The sequence below is a fragment of the Acidovorax sp. LjRoot118 genome (genome assembly GCF_964253575.1).
Lineage (GTDB): Bacteria > Pseudomonadota > Gammaproteobacteria > Burkholderiales > Burkholderiaceae_C > Acidovorax.
This window is the reverse complement of sequence record NZ_CAXURB020000001.1, coordinates 4,193,141-4,214,590: the sequence shown is the minus strand read 5'-3', so window position 1 is coordinate 4,214,590 and position 21,450 is coordinate 4,193,141. Positions and strand designations below refer to the sequence as shown.

The 21,450-nt window shown below is 67.3% G+C and carries 23 protein-coding genes; 11 read left to right on the top strand and 12 right to left on the bottom strand.

Going from position 1 to position 21,450, the window contains the following annotated elements:
* Nucleotides 1–62: 62 nt before the first annotated feature.
* Nucleotides 63–812, bottom strand: a complete 750-nt coding sequence (locus tag ACSQ9E_RS19980) for a pseudouridine synthase (RefSeq protein ID WP_436218949.1) — start codon at nt 810–812, stop codon at nt 63–65.
* A gap of 146 nt (nt 813–958) precedes the next feature.
* Between ACSQ9E_RS19980 and ACSQ9E_RS19975 the strand changes: the two genes are divergently transcribed.
* From ACSQ9E_RS19975 to ACSQ9E_RS19965, 3 genes are all read left to right on the top strand, one after another.
* On the top strand, nt 959–1,687 hold the full coding sequence (locus ACSQ9E_RS19975; RefSeq protein WP_436218948.1) for an alpha/beta fold hydrolase: 729 nt from the start codon (nt 959–961) through the stop codon (nt 1,685–1,687).
* A gap of 106 nt (nt 1,688–1,793) precedes the next feature.
* The gene (locus ACSQ9E_RS19970) at nt 1,794–2,501 is read left to right on the top strand and encodes a tetratricopeptide repeat protein (protein WP_436218947.1); all 708 of its coding nucleotides are present in this window, start codon (nt 1,794–1,796) and stop codon (nt 2,499–2,501) included.
* 24 nt (nt 2,502–2,525) lie between these two features.
* Nucleotides 2,526–2,861, top strand: a complete 336-nt coding sequence (locus tag ACSQ9E_RS19965) for an ankyrin repeat domain-containing protein (RefSeq protein WP_436218946.1) — start codon at nt 2,526–2,528, stop codon at nt 2,859–2,861.
* 166 nt (nt 2,862–3,027) lie between these two features.
* Here ACSQ9E_RS19965 and ACSQ9E_RS19960 read toward each other — a convergent pair whose 3' ends face one another.
* Nucleotides 3,028–3,495, bottom strand: coding sequence for a TerB family tellurite resistance protein (locus ACSQ9E_RS19960; RefSeq protein WP_057269470.1), 468 nt, complete (start codon nt 3,493–3,495; stop codon nt 3,028–3,030).
* 118 nt (nt 3,496–3,613) lie between these two features.
* On the opposite strand from ACSQ9E_RS19960, the gene ACSQ9E_RS19955 reads away from it, so the two are divergent.
* On the top strand, nt 3,614–4,531 hold the full coding sequence (locus ACSQ9E_RS19955) for a DHH family phosphoesterase (protein WP_082608303.1): 918 nt from the start codon (nt 3,614–3,616) through the stop codon (nt 4,529–4,531).
* 12 nt (nt 4,532–4,543) lie between these two features.
* Here ACSQ9E_RS19955 and ACSQ9E_RS19950 read toward each other — a convergent pair whose 3' ends face one another.
* From ACSQ9E_RS19950 to ACSQ9E_RS19935, 4 genes are all read right to left on the bottom strand, one after another.
* Nucleotides 4,544–5,752: a DUF1501 domain-containing protein gene (locus tag ACSQ9E_RS19950; RefSeq protein ID WP_436218945.1), complete on the bottom strand. Its 1,209-nt coding sequence runs from the start codon at nt 5,750–5,752 to the stop codon at nt 4,544–4,546.
* 11 nt (nt 5,753–5,763) lie between these two features.
* Complete coding sequence (locus tag ACSQ9E_RS19945; RefSeq protein ID WP_057206744.1) at nt 5,764–7,338, bottom strand: DUF1800 domain-containing protein; 1,575 nt, start codon at nt 7,336–7,338, stop codon at nt 5,764–5,766.
* Between the two features lie 153 nt (nt 7,339–7,491).
* Nucleotides 7,492–8,751, bottom strand: a complete 1,260-nt coding sequence (locus ACSQ9E_RS19940; protein ID WP_436218944.1) for an MFS transporter — start codon at nt 8,749–8,751, stop codon at nt 7,492–7,494.
* Between the two features lie 217 nt (nt 8,752–8,968).
* Nucleotides 8,969–9,451, bottom strand: coding sequence for a thermonuclease family protein (locus ACSQ9E_RS19935; protein ID WP_436218943.1), 483 nt, complete (start codon nt 9,449–9,451; stop codon nt 8,969–8,971).
* A gap of 122 nt (nt 9,452–9,573) precedes the next feature.
* Between ACSQ9E_RS19935 and ACSQ9E_RS19930 the strand changes: the two genes are divergently transcribed.
* The gene (locus ACSQ9E_RS19930) at nt 9,574–10,233 is read left to right on the top strand and encodes a hypothetical protein (RefSeq protein WP_436218942.1); all 660 of its coding nucleotides are present in this window, start codon (nt 9,574–9,576) and stop codon (nt 10,231–10,233) included.
* Nucleotides 10,234–10,258: 25 nt separating this feature from the next.
* On the opposite strand, the gene ACSQ9E_RS19925 is transcribed toward ACSQ9E_RS19930, so the two are convergent.
* Together ACSQ9E_RS19925 and ACSQ9E_RS19920 are read right to left on the bottom strand one after the other, a co-directional pair.
* On the bottom strand, nt 10,259–11,560 hold the full coding sequence (locus tag ACSQ9E_RS19925) for a UDP-N-acetylglucosamine 1-carboxyvinyltransferase (RefSeq protein WP_436218941.1): 1,302 nt from the start codon (nt 11,558–11,560) through the stop codon (nt 10,259–10,261).
* A 311-nt stretch (nt 11,561–11,871) separates the two neighbouring features.
* A complete protein-coding gene (locus ACSQ9E_RS19920) occupies nt 11,872–12,942 on the bottom strand; it encodes a tetratricopeptide repeat protein (RefSeq protein WP_057269446.1) in 1,071 nt (356 codons plus the stop codon).
* 561 nt (nt 12,943–13,503) lie between these two features.
* Here ACSQ9E_RS19920 and ACSQ9E_RS19915 point away from each other — a divergent pair.
* The 5 genes from ACSQ9E_RS19915 (at nt 13,504) to ACSQ9E_RS19895 (ending at nt 16,534) form a co-directional block, all read left to right on the top strand.
* Nucleotides 13,504–14,019 (top strand): DUF2242 domain-containing protein, encoded by a 516-nt coding sequence (locus tag ACSQ9E_RS19915; RefSeq protein ID WP_235514806.1) that lies wholly within the window; start codon nt 13,504–13,506, stop codon nt 14,017–14,019.
* A 201-nt stretch (nt 14,020–14,220) separates the two neighbouring features.
* Nucleotides 14,221–14,715, top strand: a complete 495-nt coding sequence (locus ACSQ9E_RS19910) for a hypothetical protein (protein ID WP_436218940.1) — start codon at nt 14,221–14,223, stop codon at nt 14,713–14,715.
* Between the two features lie 398 nt (nt 14,716–15,113).
* Complete coding sequence (locus ACSQ9E_RS19905; protein WP_436218939.1) at nt 15,114–15,578, top strand: hypothetical protein; 465 nt, start codon at nt 15,114–15,116, stop codon at nt 15,576–15,578.
* 79 nt (nt 15,579–15,657) lie between these two features.
* Nucleotides 15,658–16,158, top strand: a complete 501-nt coding sequence (locus tag ACSQ9E_RS19900) for an SRPBCC family protein (RefSeq protein ID WP_436218938.1) — start codon at nt 15,658–15,660, stop codon at nt 16,156–16,158.
* A gap of 7 nt (nt 16,159–16,165) precedes the next feature.
* Nucleotides 16,166–16,534, top strand: coding sequence for an ArsR/SmtB family transcription factor (locus tag ACSQ9E_RS19895; RefSeq protein WP_428001944.1), 369 nt, complete (start codon nt 16,166–16,168; stop codon nt 16,532–16,534).
* Here the strand turns inward: ACSQ9E_RS19895 and ACSQ9E_RS19890 are convergent.
* The 4 genes from ACSQ9E_RS19890 to ACSQ9E_RS19875 form a co-directional block, all read right to left on the bottom strand.
* Nucleotides 16,525–17,343, bottom strand: a complete 819-nt coding sequence (locus ACSQ9E_RS19890; RefSeq protein WP_436218937.1) for an amidohydrolase family protein — start codon at nt 17,341–17,343, stop codon at nt 16,525–16,527. The genes ACSQ9E_RS19895 and ACSQ9E_RS19890 overlap by 10 nt on opposite strands.
* Before the next feature lie 77 nt (nt 17,344–17,420).
* Nucleotides 17,421–18,437, bottom strand: coding sequence for a tripartite tricarboxylate transporter substrate binding protein (locus ACSQ9E_RS19885; protein ID WP_428001942.1), 1,017 nt, complete (start codon nt 18,435–18,437; stop codon nt 17,421–17,423).
* Nucleotides 18,438–18,482: 45 nt separating this feature from the next.
* Entirely contained in the window at nt 18,483–19,226 is a 744-nt protein-coding gene (locus ACSQ9E_RS19880) for a GntR family transcriptional regulator (RefSeq protein WP_057269449.1), read from the bottom strand.
* Between the two features lie 96 nt (nt 19,227–19,322).
* Nucleotides 19,323–19,871, bottom strand: coding sequence for a pseudouridine synthase (locus ACSQ9E_RS19875; RefSeq protein WP_428001941.1), 549 nt, complete (start codon nt 19,869–19,871; stop codon nt 19,323–19,325).
* 228 nt (nt 19,872–20,099) lie between these two features.
* Here ACSQ9E_RS19875 and gltS point away from each other — a divergent pair, with 228 nt between their 5' ends.
* Nucleotides 20,100–21,296: a sodium/glutamate symporter gene (gene gltS, locus ACSQ9E_RS19870; protein ID WP_428001940.1), complete on the top strand. Its 1,197-nt coding sequence runs from the start codon at nt 20,100–20,102 to the stop codon at nt 21,294–21,296.
* The last annotated feature ends 154 nt before the right edge of the window (nt 21,297–21,450 follow it).

The window sequence follows — 21,450 nt, the reverse complement described above, 5'->3', positions numbered from 1 at the left end:
TCTCCGTTGTTCTGGGGAAAACCCATTATTCGGGGCCAGCCGTCCGCTGCATGTCGCCCGCGTTACGGGACCATGCACCAGGGGCGCTCTGCCAGCAGGCGCTGCCAGTCGGCGGTGGGGGCGGCCTGCTGCACGCCATCGCCTGCCTCCAGCCTGAGCCCGCTGTCGAACACCAGTGTTTCGCCCGTCACCGGGTGCGGCACCTGCAGCTGCCAGGCATGCAGCCACAGCCGCTGCAGACCCAGGCGCTCGGCCCACCAGCGATTCAGCGGGCCCTTGCCGTGCGTGGCGTCGCCGATGATGGGGTGGGCCAGGTGCTTGAGGTGCCGGCGGATCTGGTGGCGCCGGCCGGTGGTGGGCACGGCCTCCACCAGCGAAGCGCGGGTGCTGGCAAAGCGCGGGTCGCTGGCCTCGGGCAGGGTCAGTTGCGCCAGGGTGCGAAAGCGCGTGTGCGCGTCCTGCACCGGCGCATCGGCCGGGGCGTCGTCGGGTTTGAGGGCGTGGTCCACCTCCACCGCTGCCGGCGCAAAGCCGCGCACCATGGCCAGGTAGCGCTTGTGCGTGGCATGGTGCTCGAAAGCCTGCGACAGGGCGCGCGCCGCGTCGCTGTGCAGCGCCATCACCAGCACGCCGCAGGTGCCCTTGTCCAGCCGGTGCACCGGGTACACATGCTGGCCCAACTGGTCGCGCAGGGTCTGCATCACAAAGCGCGTCTCGCCCGCGTCGAGCCCCGTGCGGTGCACCAGCCAGCCGGCTGGCTTGTAGACGGCGACGAGGTGCTCGTCGCGCCAGAGGATGTGGAGCGGGGTCATGGTGAGGGTGTGGGGCGATGGGGTGGCGCTATCGGGCAGGGTGCGGGGCATTCGCAGGTCCGCAAATGGCGAGCCGTGCCGGGCGTGGCTGCGTATCGTGCGGGCTGATTTCACCACTTCCGGCTTGCAAAAAGCCCTTGAACACCATGAATATTGTTCTTCTTCACGGCAGCTGGCATGGCGCCTGGTGCTGGCACAAGGTCGTGCCGCACCTGCAAGCGGCAGGGCATGTCGTGCACGTGCCCGACCTGCCTGCGCACGGCCGCCACTGGCGACTGGCGCGCGGGCGCACCACGCTCGCCGACATGGCGCGGCATGTGTGCCGGCTGGTCGATGCGCTCGATGGCCCGGTCTTCATCGTCGCACACAGCCGGGGCGGCATCGTCGCCTCCACCGTGGCCGAGATGGTGCGGCCCGGCAAGGTGGCAGGCGTGGCCTACCTGGCGGCCTACATGCTCCAGAGCGGCGAGCGCGTGGCCGACTTTTTCCGCCAGGACCGGGATTCGCTGGTGCGCACGCACCTGCGCATCCACCGGGCCACGCTCACCGACAGCCTGGCACCCGAGGCCTACCGGGAGACGCTGTATGCCGACTGCTCCGATGCCGATGTGGCCCTGGCGAGCGCGCTGCTGACGCCCGAGCCCGCGCTGCCCGCGCTCACGCGGCTGAAGCTCACCCCTGAGCGCTATGGCCGGGTGCGCCGGCATTACATCGAGCTCACGCAGGACCGGGCCGTGACGATTGCGCTGCAGCGGCAGATGCAGGCCGCCTCGCTCTGCGCCAGTGTGGCCTCGCTCGATGCGAGCCACTCGGCCTACTTCTCGTGCCCGGATCGGCTGGCGCAGACCATCCACCAGATGGCACAAGGCGGGTGATTTTTGGGGCGACCTGGCCAGAGCCTGTGCCGAGCGGACACTTTCGGCCGGGCATGCCAGAATGCGGCCAATTCATGATCCCTGTTTGCCGAAGGAGCCCACGCCGATGATGATGTTGCGCGCCATTGCTGCCGCCTTGACCCTGGGAGCCGCCATGTCATTGCCCGCCCTTGCCCAAGCCGCTGTGAACGACGGCATCGCCGCCTACGGCAAGGGCGACTATGCCGCCGCCTTCAAGGAATTCAGTGCGGCGGCGAATGCCGGCGACGCTGCCGGCAAGCACATGCTGGCCAGCCTCTACTACACAGGCCAGGGCGTGGGCAAGGACCTGAAGAAGGCGGTCGCGCTGTTCACCGAGGCGGCGCAGGCAGGCTACACGCCCTCCATGGCCAACCTGGGCCTGATGTACTCCAAGGGCGATGGCGTGCCGCAGGATATGCAGCGTGCAGAGCACTACGCCACGCTGGCCGCCGAGAAGGGCGACGTGCAGGCGCAGTTCAACCTGGGCCAGTCCTACCGCAAGGGCGCCGGTGTGCCCCAGAGCCACGAGAAGGCCGCGTTGTGGTACCGCAAGGCGGCCGAGGCCGGCTCGCTGGCCGCGCAGAACGAATACGGCCTGCTCTTCGCCCAGGGCCATGGCGTGCCGCAGGACTATGTGCAGGCCTTTGCCTGGATCGACATGCCGGCCAGTGCTGGCGAGCCCCACGCCATCAAGAACCGGGCGCAGCTGCTGAGCATCCTCGATGCCAAGGGGCAGGTGGCTGCGCGCAAGCTGGCTGCCGAGTACTCAGCCAGGTACGGCAAGCCACGCTGATCTGCAACCAAGGAGACCCCCTTCATGTCCGCAGGCGATTGGAAAGACATGTATGCCGCCGCCGTGGCAGGCGACTTGGCGCTGGTGCGCCACCACATCAGCGCGGGCGTGAACCCCAACTACCAGCACCCCGAGATCCTGTGCACGCCGTTGGTGGCCGCACTCATCCACGGGCACGGGGCCATCGCGCACTACCTGCTCGACAACGGCGCGGACCCAGAGTTGCGCTCGGAGTTCGACGACATGACGCCGCTGCAGGCGGCCAGGCGCCATGGCCGCAAGGAGTTTGTGCAGCTGCTGCAGGAGCGTGGAGCGCGCGAAGTGAAAACGCCCTTCTGGTGGCGCTGGCTGCCGGTATAGCGGTTCAGAGGCTGAGAATTTTTTGGCCGTGTCCGAGGGGCGCGTCAAAACGCACTGGATCTAGGCGCAAAGCGCAGCCATAGCTAGGGCTATGGCGAGCATTTGCAACGACGAGCCGGGGTGTTTTGGCGTGCACAGCGGGCATGGATGAAAGATTCTCAGCCTCTCATACGCCAGCCGCTTCCTTGGCGCGCATCTTGGCAGCGATGTACTCGCCGTGCGTCACGTGCAGCAGCCCGGCCACCTTGCTGATGGCGTGCATCTCGTTCTCGTCCAGGCGGGCATCGGCATAGGCCACCTGCCACATCGCCTCGACGAGTTCGATCTTCTGCGGCTGGGTGAAGTGGTCATTGAGGTTGCCGGTGAAGCGCTGGTAGTCGTAGGCGGTTTTGGCGGTGTCCACGGCCAGCTCCAGCAAGCGGTGGATCTCGTCGTCGGTGAGCGAGAAACGTTCGCGCAAGGCGTGGACCATGGCATCGCGCTCCGCTGAGTCCATGGAGGCGTCTGCGCGAACCACCTCCACCAGCAGCACGGCAGCCGCCAGCTGCACGGAATGGGCGCGCTCGGCAGGGGTGGCCTCAGGCGAAAAGGGGGCGGTGAAACTGTCGAACAGTTCTTTGAGGGTCTGGAACATGGGCCGGCCAAAGAAGGTGGAGAGCGAGGGGGATGGAATGCGAAACACCATACCCTATCGAGCCCGTCTGCAATGTATTGGTTCCCGCCGTCACGCAGGCGCGCGACAATCGGCGGCAATGATGAAAAAATCGATTCTTCCCCTGCAACTGCTGGTTGCCCCCGATCTGAACGACCCCTCGCCCCTGGTGCTCTACCACGGCCGCAACTGCCCGGACGGCTTTGGCGCCGCGCTCGCGGCCTGGCTGTACTACGGCGACAGGGCCGAATACGTGGGCCTGGACCATGGCGACGTGCAGTCGGTGGACGACCTGCCCGCGCTCGATGGCCGCTCGGTCTACATCCTGGACTTTTCGTTCTCGGCCGAGATCCTCTCGGCCATCGACGAGCGCGCGGCACGGCTGGTGATGCTCGACCACCACAAGAGCGCGGCCGAAAAGCTCACCGGCTTTGCCTGCCGCTGCGGCGTGGTGCACTTCGACATGGACAAGTCCGGTGCGCGCCTGGCCTGGGAGTTCTTCCACCCGCACCAGCCCGTGCCGGCGCTGCTGCAGTATGTGGAAGACCGCGATATTTGGAAGTGGGAGTTCCCCGAGAGTGCGGCCTTCCTGTCGGCGCTGGACATGGAGACGCAGACCTTCGAGCGCTGGCAGGAGATTGCCAGCTTCACGCCCGAGCAATTGGAGCGTTTCATGGCGCGCGGTTCGGCCATGGACGAGAAGTACCGAAAGCTCTGCGCCGACATCGCCGAAGGCGCCCAGCCCCTGGTGTTCAACGGCATCGAGGGGTTGATGGTGAATGCGCCCGGCATGTTCCATAGCCTGGTGGGCGACATCCTTTCAGCCCAAACCGGCACCTTTGCGCTGATGTGGAGCGCCGGTGCCAAGGGCGTGAAGGCGGGGCTGCGCTCGCAGCGCAACTTCGACTGCATCGCCCTGGCCGAAAGCATGGGCGGGGGCGGCCATGCGCAGGCCTGCGGCTTCAAGATGAAGATCGAGCGCCTGCCCGAGCTGATGAGCGGGGTCCTCAACGCGTGATGCGCTCGCGGCTCACACGAGCCGCAGATCGCTGGCGCGTGCGCCCGGGAACACCCGGGCCAGGGCCGTGGCATTCAACCCGTACAAACGGCCGAACAGGCCGCCGAGCACGGCGCGGTAGTCGTTGAGCACCGGGTGGTCGCGGTTCTGGAACAGCGTGGTGGCGCTCAGCGCCTGCTGCTCGCCCGCGATGCGCCCGCCCGCCACGCCACCGCCCAGCACCCAGAAGACGGTGCCGTGGCCGTGGTCGGTGCCGCGGTTACCGTTCTCGCGGAAGGTGCGGCCGAACTCGCTGACCACCACCACCACAGTGTTCTTCCAGGCCGTGGCGCCCATCTCGTCGGCAAAGCCGGCCAGGCCCCGGCCCAGCTCCTCGAAGCGGTTGGCCAGCGCACCTGTGGCATTGCCCTGGCCCACATGCGTGTCCCACCCGCCCACGTCGACAAAGCCCAGGTGGTAGCGCGTCTGCATGAGCCGCGCCATACGCCGGGCCGTGCCCTCCAAGCCCTTGGTGCTCAGCGCGTTTCGGCTGGCCGCGTCCATCTCGCCCTGCATGCTGCGCACCACCTCGGCCTGGGTGGCGAAGCCCTCGGCCACCGGGCCGGCCAGCGCGGTGCTGCGGTACATCATGTCGATGAGCCCGGCCTGGCGTTCGTCCACGCCGGCTTTTCCTGCTGCAGCGGCCAGCGCCGTGTTGGGCACGTCCACCGCGCCGCGCAGCACCAGGGGCAGGGTGCTGGTGAAGGCCATCGGAGACGCCTTGTCCCGCTTGGCTCCCAGCTCGGCCGCCAGCCGGTTCAAGAAGCCCGATCCGTAGTCGCGCCGCCCAGAGAGGGGCTGGCCCAGCTCGATGCTGTCCTGCGTGTCGAAATGGCTGCGCGAGAGGTCGTCCGTGCCGGCAAAGGGCACGAAGGCCAGTTCGCGCCGCTGGTACAGCGGCAGCAGCGAAGGCGCCAGCACCGGGTGCAGGCCCCAGTCGCTGGTCAGCTCCAGCGCACCGCCTTCTGCCCCCGGGCGGGCAATGGCAATGTTGGGCCGGCTTTCGTAATAAAAGCTGCTGCTGGTGGGCACCAGCAGGCTCGCGCAGTCGTAGCCGCCGCGCAGGAACACCAGCAGCAGGCGCGCATCGCCCGCGCGCGGGGCTGCTGCGACCTGGGCCGATGCGGTGGCCAAGCCCAGTGCGCTAGCGCCCAGGGCCTGCAGGCAGTGTCTTCGCAGCATGGGGAGTCCTTTCAGCCGTGCATGAATTCGGGTGAGGAAAGGAACAAAAGGTTCCATTCGCGCGGCGACGTCGCCTGCACCAGGGCGGCGCGCGTGGCGGGTGCCAGGGTGGCGTCGATCTGCTGCAGATAGGGCGTTTGCGAGAGCGCCGGTAGCGGCGGGCGCTTGCCCTGCGCATCGGTTGGTGCCAGGGCTCCGGCACCCAGCACACGCGCCGCCTCGAAGCGCGTGCTCATCTGGCCCGAGCCCGACCAGGTCGCGGTATCCAGCGGGTAGCCGTCCGGCGTGGCGCGGCCATACAGCGGCTCGGCCAGGCGCTGCAGCCAGTTGAGCAGGGGATCGGTGCTCGCCAGCACCTGCTGCTCGCCATGCACCAGGCGCGCACCGGCCAGCAGGTACTGCACCGGGTCGCGAAAGCGCTGGCCCAGCGATGCCTGGAAGGCGCTCGACTGGAACAGCTCGGCCAGCACGGCGGCGATGTCGCCATCGGTGCGCTCGAAGGTGCGGGCCAGGGTGTCGAGCAGCTCGGGCGGGGGCGCATCGCCCACCAGGTAGACGGCCATCTTGCGCGTGACGAAGCGGGCCGTGGCGCTGTGCCGGGCCAGGCGGTCCAGGGCCTCGTCCAGCTCGGCCAGGCCCTCTGCACGGATGGGTGCGCCCAGCAGGGTCTTGGACTCCCAGTCGTGGCGCTGGGGGTTGAATTCGAACAGGCCCTGGCGCACGTAGTGGCTGCGCAAGGCCGGCTTCATGCGTGGGGGCTCGTCCTCCAGCGGGCGCAGGCTGATGCCCACGCCCGTGAGCACGCGCGCCAGCTCCTGCACATCCTGCTGGCTGTAGCCGCCGCCCACGCCCAGGGTGTGCAGCTCCATCAGCTCGCGCGCATAGTTCTCGTTGATGCGGCCGGCGGCGTTCTGCGCGTTGTCCAGGTAGCGCAGCATGGCCGGGTGGCGCGTGGTGGCCCCCAGCAGGTCGCGGAAACGGCCCAGCGCATGCGGGCGCACGGCGCGCTCCTCGTAGTCGCCCACGCTGGCGCGCAGGTCGGCCTTGCCGGCGAACACGCTGAAGTGGTTCATCCAGAACCAGGTCATCTTCTCGCGCAACTGGGCGGGCGAGTACAGCGCGCGCAGCACAAAGCGCTGGCTGGCCTCGCGCTGCAGGTTGCGCATGTCCTTCTGCCAGGCTTCCAGGCCGGCCTTGCGCTCGTCCTCGGTGGGCAGGGCGCGGGCCTCGCGCTGGCGCGCCTCCATCTGCAGGGCCAGGGTTTCAAACGGGGTCTTGGTGATGGCCATGGCATCGATCTGCGCCTGCGCTTGGGCTGGCAGCGGCGCATTGGCGGGGCCGCGCAACTGGGCGGCCAGCCATGCCTCCCGACCCATGCCAGCCAGCGCCCGTGCGCCCTGGGCCGTGCAGCCCCAGGTGATGCGGTCCATCAGGCGGGCGGGCAGTACCTCGCCGGGCAGGTCCGCCGGTGCGGCGGCGGATGTGGCCCAGGCCGGCACCGCGTTGGCAGAGGCGCCAAGGGCCGCCAGCGCCAGCCATTGGCGGCGGTTGATGGGCGAGGGCGGGGCAAGGTCGTGCAGGAGCATGGTGCAGGCATCCATCGGCCCTGTTGAAGCAGGGCTGGGGCACCATGCTGCGCCTGCCGCAGGGCCAAGGCAAGGGCCTGCGGCGGGTTTTACGCGGGCGACACAAATGCGCCGCAGGTTGTGAGCAGTTGTAGGGGCGCTGTGCGCGCCGGCTCAGCGGGACTTGGCCGCTTCCTCGAACTTGTCCACCTTGCGCAGCTGCTTGAAGCCCAGCGTCCACGCCCCCACCACGCCCAGCGTGCAGATGCCGCCCAGCACGGCGGCCGGTACCACCCCCAGCCAAGCGGCGCTGGTGCCGGCGCGGAACTCCCCGAGCTCATTGGACGAGCCGATGAACAGCATGTTCACTGCGTTCACGCGCCCGCGCATTTCGTCGGGCGTGGAGAACTGCACCAGTGCGCCGCGGATGTACACGCTCACCATGTCCGCAGCGCCGGCCACCAGCAGCGCGGCGAACGACAGCCAGAACAGCGTGGACAGTGCGAACACCAGGTTGGCCGCGCCGAAGATGGCCACGGCGATGAACATGGTCTGCCCCACCTTGCGGTTGAAGGGCCGCATGCTCAGGTACAGCCCGGCGCCCACCTCGCCCACGGCCATGGCACTGCGCAGCGCGCCCAGGCCGGCAGGGCCTACGTGCAGCACCTCGTGCGCGTAGATGGGCAGCAAGGCCACCACGCCGCCCAGCAGCACGGCGAACAGGTCCAGCGAAATGGTGCCCAGGATGATGGGCCGCGAGCGGATGAACACGATGCCCGCGCCAAAGCGTTGCCACATGGTGCCCTGCGCCGCTGCGGCGGGGGTGGCGTAGGCCACCGCCACACGCGCCAGCAGCGCTGCCCCGAGCGCAAAGCACACGAAGCACAGCGCATAGGTCAGCTCGCCGCCGCCCACGGCATACAGCATGCCGCCCAGCAGCGGCCCGCCGATGCTGGCCGCGCGCATCAGCATGCTGTTGGCGGCGATGGCCTGGGCCAGTTGCTCGCGCGGCACGATCTGCGGCAACAGGCTCTGCATGGCCGGCCCCGAAAAGGCGCGTGCGCAGCCGAACAGCACCAGCACCGCATAGATGCCGGTGACCCCCGTGGCGCCATGCCCCGACAGCCACCACAGCAGCGCACTGCAGACGGCGCCCACGGCCCAGCTGATGGCCAGGATACGCCGGCGGTCGAAGCGGTCAATCAGATCGCCCGCCGGCAACAGCAGGCACAGCATGGGCAGAAACTGCGCCAGGCCGACGTAGGCCAGGGCCAGCGGCTCGCGCGTCAGGTCATACACCTGCCAGGCCACCACCACGGCCTGCACCTGGGTGGCGAACACCGCGATCAGGCGGGCGGTGAGAAAGGCCAGAAAGCCCGAATGGCGGTAGACGCTGGGGGCCGGTGTGGGGGAAGGCTGGGAGGTTTGGGACACGGGATGCGGTGCTGGACGGCGAGAAAGGGCAGGTGGTCTGCAAGGCAGGGCGGGAGAAAAACGGCATGCCGCTGGCCTCAGGGTTTATACCGGGTGCCTGCCGATGCTACCGGCTTTGCGCGCAGGCTGCCGGAGCGCCTGGAGATGGTGCGCGCAAGTGCACCGCCATAGAGGTGACCGCCACGGCAACAGTGCGGGTTGTCAGCCGGTGGCGGGGTCAGCCCATGCCATGCAGACCACTGCCCGGGCCTTTGCCATAGGGCCTGGGGTGCCGGTGCCGGTAGTCCCATGGCGCCAGCGGGCGCTTCTGTGCCCACAGCCCTTCGCCCTGGGCGCGCGCCTGGCGCTGCAGCGGCGCCAGGTGCGGGTGCCGCTCGGCATACGGCGTGTACACCCAGGCCAGGCCTGCCGTCACCTGCGCGGTGGCCACGTCGGTGCCGCCGCAGCGCACATTGGCCACCGTGCGGCCATAGCTGTCCTCCTCGATGGGCTGCAGTGTCGCCTGGCGCTTGAAGCACATCTGCGCCAGGTTCTGCCGTGCTTTCTGGCCAAAGGCCTGCTTGCGCTCGGGCGCATCGATGGCTGCCACGCGCACCTTCACCTGCTGGTAGGCCCCCGGCGGGCCGCAGCGTGCGGTGAGGGTGTCGCCGTCGCTGATGGCGACCACGAGGCAGAGCAGGGCAGCGGCAGGCAGGGGCATGGGGCAGGAGGCGTCTGGCGGGCAGTGAAAAGGACGCGCATTGTCTCCTACACTCCGTGCTGCGCGGCGCATGCCGGCGGCGTGTACAACGAACGACAAGAGCACAAGAGGGGAAGTTTCAGATGCGTACCGTGATTTGCGCCACCCATCCGGGCAGCGTGTGGCGATGGGCTGCCGTCGCTTTTCTGATGCTGGCGGCGGCCCTGCCTTGCGCGCAGGCCAAGGACGAAGCCGGCGCCTATGGCAAGACGCTGGAGAAAATTTACGACCTGTCGCCCGAGACCCTGGCGAAGTTCCAGCGCTTCCAGGAAAAGCAGGCGCAAAAGCCGGGTGACAAGGGCAAGGGCATCTACGCCGACACCGAACGATGGCGCGGCGACGAGCTGTCGCTGCCCACCAGCAAGAATCCCTTCACCATCGTCGTCAAGGTCTCGGGCGTGGCGCTGGCCGACGGCGACGCCGGTTCGCGCTGGCAGACCGGCCTGCAGTTCGATGGCCCGTCACCCATCTCGTTTTTGCCCGAGCTGGTGCACAAGGGCGCCCGCGCGGGCCAGCCGGTGTCCATGGTGGGGGCCTCCAAGGGCGTGAGCTTCAAGGAAGACCGCATGGCCGCTCCGGCCCTGGACTTCGAGTCGTCGCGCAACCTGCGCATCGACCGCGTGCAGGTCGAGGTCTGGTCGGGCATCCGCAAATCGACCTGGCTGGAGTTGCTGATGTCGTGGTCGCCCATCCTGACCGGCGTGGTCTTCCTGGGCGTCGTGCTCTGGTTCCGGCGCCGGTAGAGCGCTGGTCAAGACGCTCAGACGCTCATTCCTCGCTGGTCCACTCCACGTTCACGCCCAGGCTGCGCAGGTTTTCGACGAAGCGCGGGTGGGCGCGGCGGATGGGCGCGGCGTTGCGGATCTCCGAGCGCCCCTCGATGCTGGCCGCCACCATGAACAGGGCGATGGCCACGCGGATGATGTAGGGGCTCTCCACCAGGGCCGGCGAGAGCGGGTTGCCGCCGAAGGTGATGAGCCGGTGCGGGTCCGATGAGAACACGTGGGCGCCGAACTTGGAGAGCTCGCCCGTCCAGCCCAGGGCGCCGTCGTACACCTTGTTCCAGAACATGCAATTGCCCTGCGCGCGCACCCCGAGGGCGATGAAGATGGGCAGCAGGTCCACCGGGAAGTAGGGCCAGGGCGCGGCCTCGACCTTGGTCAGCACGTTGCTGGTGAACGGCGTCTGCACCTTGAGCGGGCCGGGGCAGTGCGCGCGCGACCAGCCGTCCTCGTGCGTGACGACCACGCCGAACTTGGCAAAGGTGCGGTCGATCAGCGGAAAGTTGCCCGGCGCGCTGTTGCGCACGATCACATCGCCGCCGGTGATGGCCCCCAGCGCCAGGAAGGTGGTGATCTCGTGGAAATCTTCATCGAAGCGGAACTCGCCACCGCCCAGCGCCGCGCCACCCTGCACCGTGATGCGCGAGGTGCCGATGCCGTCGATGCGCGCACCCAGCATCACCATGAAGCGGCAGAACTCCTGCACGTGCGGTTCCGACGCTGCATTCGTCAGCGTCGAGGTGCCGTTGGCCGCCACGGCGCAGAGTACGAAGTTCTCGGTGGTGGTGACGGAGGCGTAGTCGAGCCAGTGGTCCGTGGGCGTGAGCGGCCCCTGGCTGCGCACCAGCAGCGAGCCCTCGGCGCGCTCCACCGTGCCGCCAAAGCGCTGGAACACCTCCACATGCGGGTCGATCTCGCGCACGCCCAGGGTACAGCCCTTGACGTTGTCTTCGAGCCGCGCCACGCCAAAGCGCGTCAGGAGCGGCGGTATCAGCATGATGGACGAGCGCATCTCCTCGGGCAGGCGGTGCTGCGCAGGGTCGAACACGGTGTTCTGGTGGTGCAGGCTCAGCGTGCCCGTGGTCTCGTCCAGGTGCACGCTGCTGCCCAGCATGCGAAAGATGTCGAGGATCTTGCGCACGTCGGTGATGTCGGGCACGCCGTGCAGACGCAGCGGCTCGCGGGTGAGCAGGGTGGCGCACAGCACCGGCAGCACGGCGTTCTTGTTGGCAGACGGGGTGATGCGGCCACGCAGCGGCGTACCGCCGTGCACGATGAGGTTGGACATGGGGAACTGAGGAGGGGAAAGAGGGGAGGGGCGGGGGGAAACAGGCACCGCAGGCGAGGCGCTGGCTGGCGCAATGCCCACGAAAGCCCTGCACTGTACCCGCGCCGCGCCCCGGCGGCTGTATCTGCCGGTAATCTGCCGCTCAGTGGGTCGGCTTTAGAGCGGCTAACAAAACTCTTCTGGCGTCGTTGCAGCGTCTTGTCGTACTGCTCGTACTGCCTGCGACGCAGCGCCTAGCCAGAACCGCTTCGCTGAGTTTTGTTAGCCGCTCTTAGAAGCACCACTCCAAAGCCATCGAAGGCTTCGGCGCTTCAGAAGCCGAAGGGCTGGCCAGGTTTCCAGGCGTCGGCCAGGCGTTTGGCCTCGGCCACCTCCACGATGCTCATCGTGGGCGCCAGGCGGCGCTGCGTGCCGGCGGCCCAGAAGGCGCCGCGGTTGGGCGGGGTGAGCGAGTCGTCCTGCTGCTGCTCCTTGTGCGCGCGCTGGGCCAGGTCCAGCAGCATGTGGGCCGCCACGGGCCGGCGGCCCACGTTGTCCAGGCCCGTGGAGTAGAGCAGGCCCAGGCTGTACAGGCCCGATGGGTCGCCCTGGCGCGCGGCGCGCAGGTACCAGTTCTCGGCCTGCTCGGCCTGCTGGGTCTCGCCCAGGCCGCGCTCGTAGATGTAGCCCAGCTGGACGCTGGCCAGCGAATAGCCTTCGTTGGCGGCCTTGGTGAGCCACTGCATGGCCTGGGCCTGGTCCTTGGGCACGCCGCGGCCGTCGCGCAGCGTGATGCCCAGCACCAGCATGGCCCGCAGGTCACCCTTGGCGGCCAGTGCCTGCAGCTCTTGCACGGCCTCGGGGCCATCGGTGCGGCGGGCCTGCTTCTCCAGGTCCTTCAGGCGCGCCTGGTGGTCCTGCGCCGCCTTCTGCGCCGCCACTTCGGCGGCGCGGGCATCGGCTTCGGCCTTGGCAATGCGCTCCTGCGCACGGACCTTGTCGGCTTGGTACTTCCAGCCCACCAGGCCCAGGCCCACCACCACGGCCAGCGCCAGGGCAATCCAGGTCGTGGGCAGCTCGCGCGGGGCCTTTTTCTTGGCTTTTTCCTTCTTCTTGGCGGCCGCCGCAGCCTCGGCAGCCGCTGCAGCCTCCGCGCGCTGCCGCGCGGCCTTGCCGACATAGGGCGCTGGCGCAGGGGCGGCGGCCTCGGGTTCGCGCGGCTTGGGCGGGTCTACCTTGTCGTAGGCCACTTCGCAGCTCGGGCACTGCCAATCGGGTGCCGTGTCGCTGGCCTGCCGCGCGTACTTGCAGCGCGGGCAGGTGCGCTCCGTGAAGACGGTCTTGGCGGCGGATTCCTTTTCAATGGGTTCCAGGGAAAACGAAAGGTCAGGTTTTTGGTTCACGTAGCTCTTCCTTCACCGCGCGCGAAGGCGCGGCCCTCCTCGGGCATCTTGGTGCGGCCCCCTCCCATAGGGGCGCCAGCTGGCCCATAGCCGGCTAGTGTATTTGTAGTAAATGGTTTTTTGTATGTCCAGATGTGTAACGGCGCAAGGTATTGCGCCTGCGCCCGCGACTTGCGCGGCTATTTGTAACAATCAAGACCAATGTCGTGCAGATGGGCTTGCGGGCTATCGAAATGAGAGCAACATGGCATGATGGTGCTTCGGCCGAGAACTGCGCAGTTCGACCGTCGGCCCCGATGGGCATGCCATCCTGGAGACGATTTTCATTTTTAGAATGCAGGGAACCGACCGCAGGTACGGCGCCTCACAGCGACAGTTGCCCGCCGTTGCCTTTGTCTGTCGTTGTCCGCAGTGCCGGCGCCCCGGCCACCCTCCAATGCCTGCCTTTTCGGAGTGCCGCTTTTGAATCCGACGATGCCCTCGAACCCTTCTGCCCTGTTGCCTTGCGGCGCCACGTCACGCGCCTGTCGACCGCTTTGCGCACTGCTGGCTGGCGTTGCCATGCTGCTCGCGGGCTGCGGCGCCCTTCCCAGTAGCACACCGGGGCCCCAGGCACCCCAGGAGAAGTTCGGCTCGCTGGCCACCTACTCGCGGCTGTTCGATGCCACGCCGGCGCAGACCTGCGAGGCATCGCGCCGGGCGCTGCTCAGCCAGGGCTATCTCATCAACACCAGCTCGGCCGAGCTGGTGGAGGGCAAGAAGAACTTCCAGCCCGGTACCGAGACGCACATGCAGATGGTGATCCGCGTGGTCTGCGTGCCTGAGTCGCCCACGGGCAAGATCAGCCTGGGCTTCGTCACCGCCATCCAGGACAGTTTTGCGCTGCGCAAGACCAACAACTCGGCCAGCCTGGGCGTGGGTGCCATCGGCTCGGTGTCGCTGCCGTTCTCGTCGAGCAGCGAATCGCTGGTGCGTGTAGGCAGCGAGACCATCACGGCGGACACCTTCTACGAAAGCTTTTTCGACCTGGTCAAACGCTACCTGGTGATCGACGAGGCGGCGCAGGCCAGCGAGTAGGTGGGGCGGGGGACTACCCAGAAGCCCGCGTTCTTCAGGGAGTCCAGGCCCCATGGCCGTCGTGCTTGGGTGCGCCTGCTTGAGCCCCGAGCTGGCTTTTTACCAGGGGAAAGAGCGATCAGTTGAGTCCCCAGGAGACTTGAATATTTCAGTGCGAGGTGGCGGGGTTATTAAATTATTGAGAGTGGTGGAGGGGGAGGGATGAAAAGTAGCGCAAAGAGATTGTTTGAAGCAGGGGTGCCAGTGGAGATTGTTGGGCTGGCTAATTTGGTGCTGATGTCGTTGGCTGCCGTTGTGGTGAAGTTTTCCCCAAGCGTTGGGGTCTGGATTTGCAATATTTTCTACCCCTTTCCGATTCCCGATGGGGGTGAAGGCTCGTACGTGGCCTATCGAATTTCGTTGTATGTCATTGCAACGCTTATATCCATTTTCATGACCGTTGGTATTTTTTGGGTTGGTATCATGGGGTGGCGAGCGGAGATGAACGGTGTGTCGCGCTGGAAAAAAATACTATTCGTGCTGACGGTGGTTCCGGTGCTATGGGTTTTTTATCCGGCGCATGCGTTGAGCGAAGATTATTTGGTGGACGGCGATGTCATTTACGTTTTGTCTACTTCATTGATTTTTATGTGTATTCAGCTTTTGATTTTTGTTGCCAGTAAAAAGCCTCTGCAGCGAAGATATGATAATTTCTGAAGCCTGCGAAACCGTGTTTGGCACAAACCACGCGTTGAAAATGCCCAGGATCTAGGCATATCATCTGGTGGCGGCATGGGGTAAGGCCAGCCGGAGCCCCGCATCCGCTTCGTCACCCAGGCCCAAGACAAGGCAGCATGGCCAAAGAGAGATATCTATGCTTTTGCCCATTGCGGCACCACGAAAGCCATGGGGGCAAGGTGATCCTGCTGATTTTGTTGGTTTAGTAAGCATGATGGATGATATGGAAAGTGAGCTGGACGCTGAAATGCTACCGGCTACCCGCTAAAACGGGGACCACCATCATTCTAGTGTGAAGCGGTAGGAGGGGTTTCTGATGGGCTTGTAGGAGCGGTGGTATTTTTTTTGATGACAAGGGCGTCGATGTGAAGAATTTCATGGTGTTGAAACTATCATTTTTGATGCTGGCAATTATTGGATTGGTGCTTGGATTTTTTCTGTCTGCTTGCGGTGTTTTAACGCCTTGGGGAGGCGGGCTTCCAAAGGCATCGGTATGGGGTGGCGCTGTTCTCGGTTTGACGGGTTTGCCCGTCGGGGCGTTGCTCTGTCTGCGCAATAAGATTCACGCAAGAACGGGTGAGTATTATCCGCAAGGTGGATCGATTGCTGATTCGACCACGGGCTACGGGCGTGCGCTGGTCGGGGTGTCAATTTATTTCCTGCTGGAAGCGGTTGCCGGAGACAGGGGGGGGAATCGCCTGGCATTTTTTCATCAGAATATCTACTTGGCATCCTCATTTCTGTTGTTGATGACTGTCTTGGCATTTTATTTTGCTTGCAAATATGCATCTGGCGTCATGTTTTTCCGGCTGTCGCGGGTGGGGCGCTCGGAGCGGCGATGAACGGTCCCGGCTCATGAAGTGCAACCAAAATATTGCATGTTGCGTGAGAGGGCGCAATAATGCACCCAGGAGGTTGCATATGCCCGATTCCCACACACCCCTTTCGCCCCCGTCTTCCCCGCCGTCCACCGACCGCCTTGAGCGCAGCATCTTCATCGCCGCCCCGCGCTCGCGGGTGTGGCAGGCGCTGACCACGGCCGAGACCTTTGGCCAGTGGTTTGGCGTGGCGCTGCAGGGCCAGCGCTTCGCGCCCGGCAGGTATGTGCGCGGCAACATCACCATCGCGGGCTACGAGCATGTCATGTTCGATGCGCTGGTGGACAGCGTCGAGCCCGAAACCCGGTTTGCCTACCGCTGGCACCCGTATGCGGTGGATGCGCAGCACGATTACTCGGCCGAGCCGCGCACCCTAGTCAGCTTCACCTTGCAGGACGAGGGCGCGGGCACGCGGCTCACGGTGGTGGAGTCGGGCTTTGACGGCGTGCCGCCCGAGCGGCGCCTGGCGGCCCTGCATGCCAACACCGGCGGCTGGGAGGAGCAACTGCTCAACATTCAGCGCCATGTGGCTCCCGGGGCCTGAGGCCGCCGTGGCACCCGCACCAGCATCCGTACCGGCGCTGCCGCCCCCCGGCGGCCTGGCGCCCGTGTTCTTCGCGCTGGGCGACGAGACGCGGCTGCGCCTGGTGGCCCTGCTGTGCGCGGGTGACATGTTCTCCATCGCCCAGCTCACGGCCCACACCGCCATCACGCGCCAGGCCGTCACCAAGCATCTGCAGGTGCTGGCCGATGCCGGCGTGGTGCGCGGCGTGAAGGCGGGGCGCGAGCGGCTGTGGCAGCTCGACCCCGCGCAACTGGAGGCCGCGCGCCAGTCGCTGGAGGCCATGGGCCGGGAGTGGGATGGGGCGCTGCTGCGGCTCAAGCAACTGGTGGAATCGCCACCCCCGGCTCAAGCGTAAAGCTTGTCTCCCGCATCGCGGATGCGCAGCGCGGCCTCATGGCCCAGTGCATTCACCACCGGCTCCCATACGCTGGCATAGCGCGGCAGCGCATCGGGCGCGAACGAGGTGTGCGGCCAGTCCGAGCCCCAGAACAGGCGATCCCCCATGTGGGCTGCCACCCGTGCAATCGCCGGGTGCAGCAGGCCATACGGCGCACTGGCCTGCAGGCGGTACCAGCCCGAGAGCTTGACCCAGGCGCCTTGCCCGGCCAGCTTGGCCAGGGCCTGCCAGGCACGGTCATCAGAGGGCAGCAGGCCGTGCAGGCCGGCCAGGTGGTCGAGCACGCAGGCCACGGGCGTGCCCTGGTGCAGGTGGACGATGGTGGCCAGGTCTTCGGGGTTGGCGTACCACTGCACATGCCAGCCCCGCTCGGCCAGGCGCGGGGCCAGGGCCTTCATGGTCTCGGGGCCGTTTCCCACGGGCGAGACGAGGTTGAAGCGCACGCCGCGCACGCCCAGGGCATGCATGCGGTCCAGTTCGGCATCGGGCACGGCGCCGTCCAGCACCACCACGCCGCGGTGGCGGCCGCTGGACTGGGCCAGCGCATCGAGCAGCACGCGGTTGTCGGTGCCGTACACGCTGGGCTGCACCAGCACCAGGTGGCCCACGCCATGCGCTGCGGCCAGCGCCTCGATATCGGCCAGCGGCCGGTGCACAGGCTGGTAGTGGCCGGCCTGCGCAGGTGCGGCGCTGTCGAACACATGCACGTGGGTGTCCCAGCCCTGGGGCAGGGCGGGAGGGGAAGGGGGAGAGGTGGAAAAAGTCATTTCAGTCACACGCTACGGCGTGCCGATGGCGCATGCACGAAGCGTGCGCGCCCCAGCCGGCCGCCCAGGCGGGGTGCTTATCCCACCGAGATCTTGCGCTCGCGCACCACTTTGGCCCACTGCTCCTGCTGCGCAGCGATGAACTTGCCGGCCGTCTGCTGCGAGGCATCGGCGAACACATCGCCCCCCAACTGGCGCACGCGGCCCAGCACCTCGGGGTCGGCCAGGGCCTTGCGCACGGCGGCCACCAGCGTGGCCCGGGTGTCGGCAGCCATGCCGGCGGGGGCCAGCAGCGGGTTCCACTCCAGCACCTCGTAGCCGGGCACGCCGGCCTCGGCCATGGTGGGCACCTCGGGCAGCGAGCGGGCGCGCACCATGCTGGTCACGGCCAGGGGGCGCAGCTTGCCGGCCTGGATATGGCCCAGCGACGAGGCCACGTTGGCAAAGAACAGCGGCACCTGCCCGCCCATCACGTCGGTCATGGCCGGGCCGCCGCCGCGGTAGGGCACATGCAGCAGTTGCACGCCCGCGCGCCCCTCGAACATGGCGCCCGCCAGGTGCTGCGCCGAGCCATTGCCCGAGGAGGCATAGGTCAGCTCGCCCGGCTTGGCCTTGGCCAGCTGGATCACGTCCTTGACCGATTTGGCCGAAAAGCCGGGCGTGCACACCAGCACGTTGGGAAAGGTGGCCAACACCGCCAGCGGCGTGAAGGCCTTGGCACTGTCGTACGGCAGCTTGGGGAACAGCGAGGGGTTCACCGCGAACGACGAGGCGTCGAGCAGCAGCACGCTGCCGTCCGGCGTGGCGCGCGCCACCTGCGAGGCGGCCAGTTGCCCGCTGGCGCCGGGCTTGTTCTCCACCACCACGCCCTGGCCCAGGGCTTCGGCCAGGCGCGGCGCGATGATGCGCGCGATCAGGTCCGCGCCACCGCCTGCGGGGTAGGACACCACCAGCGAGATCGGCCTACCGCCTGCCACCGTGGCCGCGTGGCCGCTGGCCACCCAGGGCGCGGCCAGCGCGGCGCCTGCGGCCTGCACCAGCAGGCCACGGCGCGAGAGGGTGGCGGTCGAAGTGGAGTGCTTGGAATGGGTCATGGCGGATGTGCTCCAGTGTTCCGGGGTGAAGGCGGCCGGGGGCGGTCAGGTGATCGTGATGGTGTAGTGGAACGCGTTGGCATCGCCGCGCGTGGTGCGCCACTCGACGCAGCGGCCTGTCAGGTCGTAGGCGCTGCGCTCCACAGCGACGCAGGGGTGGCCGGCAGGTAGGCGCAACTGGGCCGCCTGGGCGCCGGTCATTGCGCCAAAACCGATCTGGTCCACCGCGCGGTGCACGTGCACGCCACAGCGGCGCGCGAACATGGGGTAGAGCAAGTCGTCCCACCCAGCCAGGTCGTCGTCGGCCAGCGGTGCAAACAGGTCCAGCGGCAGCCACATCTCTTCGATCAGGCAGGGCTGGCTGGCCAGCAGACGCAGCCGCAGCAGGTGCAGCACGGGCTCACCCGGGCCAATGCCCAGGCCGCGCGCCACGGCGGTCGTTGCGGTCACGCTCTTGCGCACGAGGATGCGCGACTGCGGCACCTCGTTGCTGCCCCCGCCAAAGCGGAAGAAGCGCAGCATGGACCCGCCCGCAATGCCCTGGCGCACGAAGGTGCCCTTGCCGTGGATGCGCTCGATCAGCCCCTGCTCCACCAGCAGCTCCAGCGCGCGGCGCATGGTGCCCAGGGCCACCTGGTGCTCGGCGGCCAGCAGGCTTTCGGCCGGCAGGGCGCTGCCCGGCGGCCATTCGCCCGCCACCACGCGCACGCGCAGGGCATTGGCCAGCGCGGCATAGCGGCGCATGCCGGGGGCGCTGTCGACCAGGGCCAGGTGCGAGGGGGATTCCATGCAGAGAACTATAGTCCTCTATAGGACTTGAATAATGCGAGTTTACCCTTGATGGGTGTTTGGAAAAACGACATGGCTGGCCGGGCGCCGTGGTCGTTACAGCACGGCCTGCTCGGCCCACGCCCCCGGTGCCAGCCCATCGAGCGTGTAGGGGCCAATGGCCGCGCGCACCAGCCGCAGCGTGGGCAAGCCCACGGCCGCCGTCATGCGCCGCACCTGGCGGTTGCGGCCTTCGCGGATGGCCAGCTCGATCCAGGCGGTGGGGATGGCCTTGCGCTCGCGGATAGGCGGCGTGCGCTCCCATACCGCAGGTGGCGGGTCCAGCAGGCGGGCGCGCGCGGGCCTGGTGGGGCCGTCGTTGAGCTGCACCCCGCTGCGCAGTTGCGCCAGTGCGCTCTCGCCGGGCAGGCCCTCCACCTGTACCCAGTAGGTCTTTTCCATCTTGAAGCGCGGGTCGGCGATGCGGGCCTGCAGCGGGCCATCGCTGGTCAGCAGCAGCAGGCCTTCGCTGTCGGCGTCGAGCCGGCCAGCCACGTACACGCCCGGCTGGTCGATGTAGTCCTTGAGCCCTTGCCATTTGCCCTCGGCCGTGAACTGGCTCAGCACGCCATAGGGTTTGTTGAAGCGTATCAGGCGGGGTGGCATGGGGGCGGCGCGGTGGCGCAGGGAGTGCAGCGGTGGGTGGGCCGCCAAGCATAGCCGCAGCCAGGGGCCCGCTGCGCGCAGCCTGCGCATGCTCTGGAGGGGGCATTTCTGCGGCGATACACTCGCCGGCTCGCGCAGCGTGCTGCTGCATCCCCATGGCCACCCCATTCACCCGGTGGCTGCGTTCCGGCCAGGCCTTGCTGCCTGGCACCAGCCAACACCACCACCATGATCACCATCCAGCTGGACATTGCACAGACCATCGGCGTTGCCGCCGTGCTTCTGGTCCTGGGCGACTTCATCAAGAAGCACGTAGGCGTGCTGTCGCGCTACTTCATACCGGGGCCCATCATCGGCGGGCTGGTGTTCTCCCTCATCGCGCTGGCGGGCCACCTGAGCGGCAGCTTCGCGTTCGAGTTCTACGACAACATGCGCGCCTTCTTGCTGCTGGTGTTCTTCACCACCATCGGCTTTTCTGCCAGCTTCGAGCTGCTCAAGAAGGGCGGGGTGGGTGTGGCCCTGTTCCTGGCGGCGGCCGTGGGGCTGGTGCTGCTGCAGAACACCCTGGGCGCGGGCCTGGCAGCACTGCTGGGCGTGCATCCGCTCATCGGGGTGGCGGCGGGCTCCATCTCGCTCACGGGCGGGCATGGCACCTCGGCCGCGTTTGGCCCCCTGCTGGAGCAGGCCGGCGCAGCCGGTGCCCTGCCGGCCGCGATTGCTGCCGCGACCTATGGCCTGGTGGCTGGTTGCGTGATTGGCGGCCCCCTGGGCACGCTGCTCATGCGGCGCAACGGCCTGCACGCGCGTGGCGCCAGCGCTGCCACCGCGCAGTCCATGCCGGTGCCCGCCACGGCCAACACGGGCAGTGGTGGCGATACGGTGATGTACGCCAGCATCCTGATTGCCGTGTCCATCGGCATCGGCACGCTGCTGGTGAACTGGCTCAAGGACCTGGGCGTCACGCTGCCCTCGTACCTGGGGCCCATGCTGGTGGCGGCGCTGGTGCGCAACGTCATCGATTGGCGCAACAGCGAGCTGCCGCTGCGGCAGTTCGAGGTGGTGGGCAATGTGTCGCTGGCCTTCTTCCTGGCCATGGCGCTGATGTCGATGAAGCTGTGGGAACTGGCCGAGGTGGCGGGGCCGCTGCTGGTGATTCTGCTGGCGCAGACGGCGCTGATGTTCGCCTACGGCTACTGGGTCACCTTCCGCGTGATGGGGCGGGACTACGATGCCGCCGTCATCGCCGCCGGGCATTGCGGCTTCGGCATGGGCGCCACACCCAATGCCATGGCGAATATGCAGGCGTTCACGGCGGTCAACGGGCCGTCGGTCAAGGCGTTCTTCGTGATCCCGCTGGTGGGTTCGCTGTTCATTGATTTCTTCAATGCGGTGATCATTACGGCGTTCATGAATTTCTTGAAATGATGTGTCGCTGAAGCTGCTTCGCTGCGCGCGGTTGCTGCTGTTCTTTTGCTGAAGGCGGAGGCTGGGTCTCTGCCGTCGTCGCTCGTGGTCGATGGTGGCTGTGTGCCTTGATGAAGGGCGGAGGCCGGGGTGTGCGCCCGGCGGCGCGGTGCTT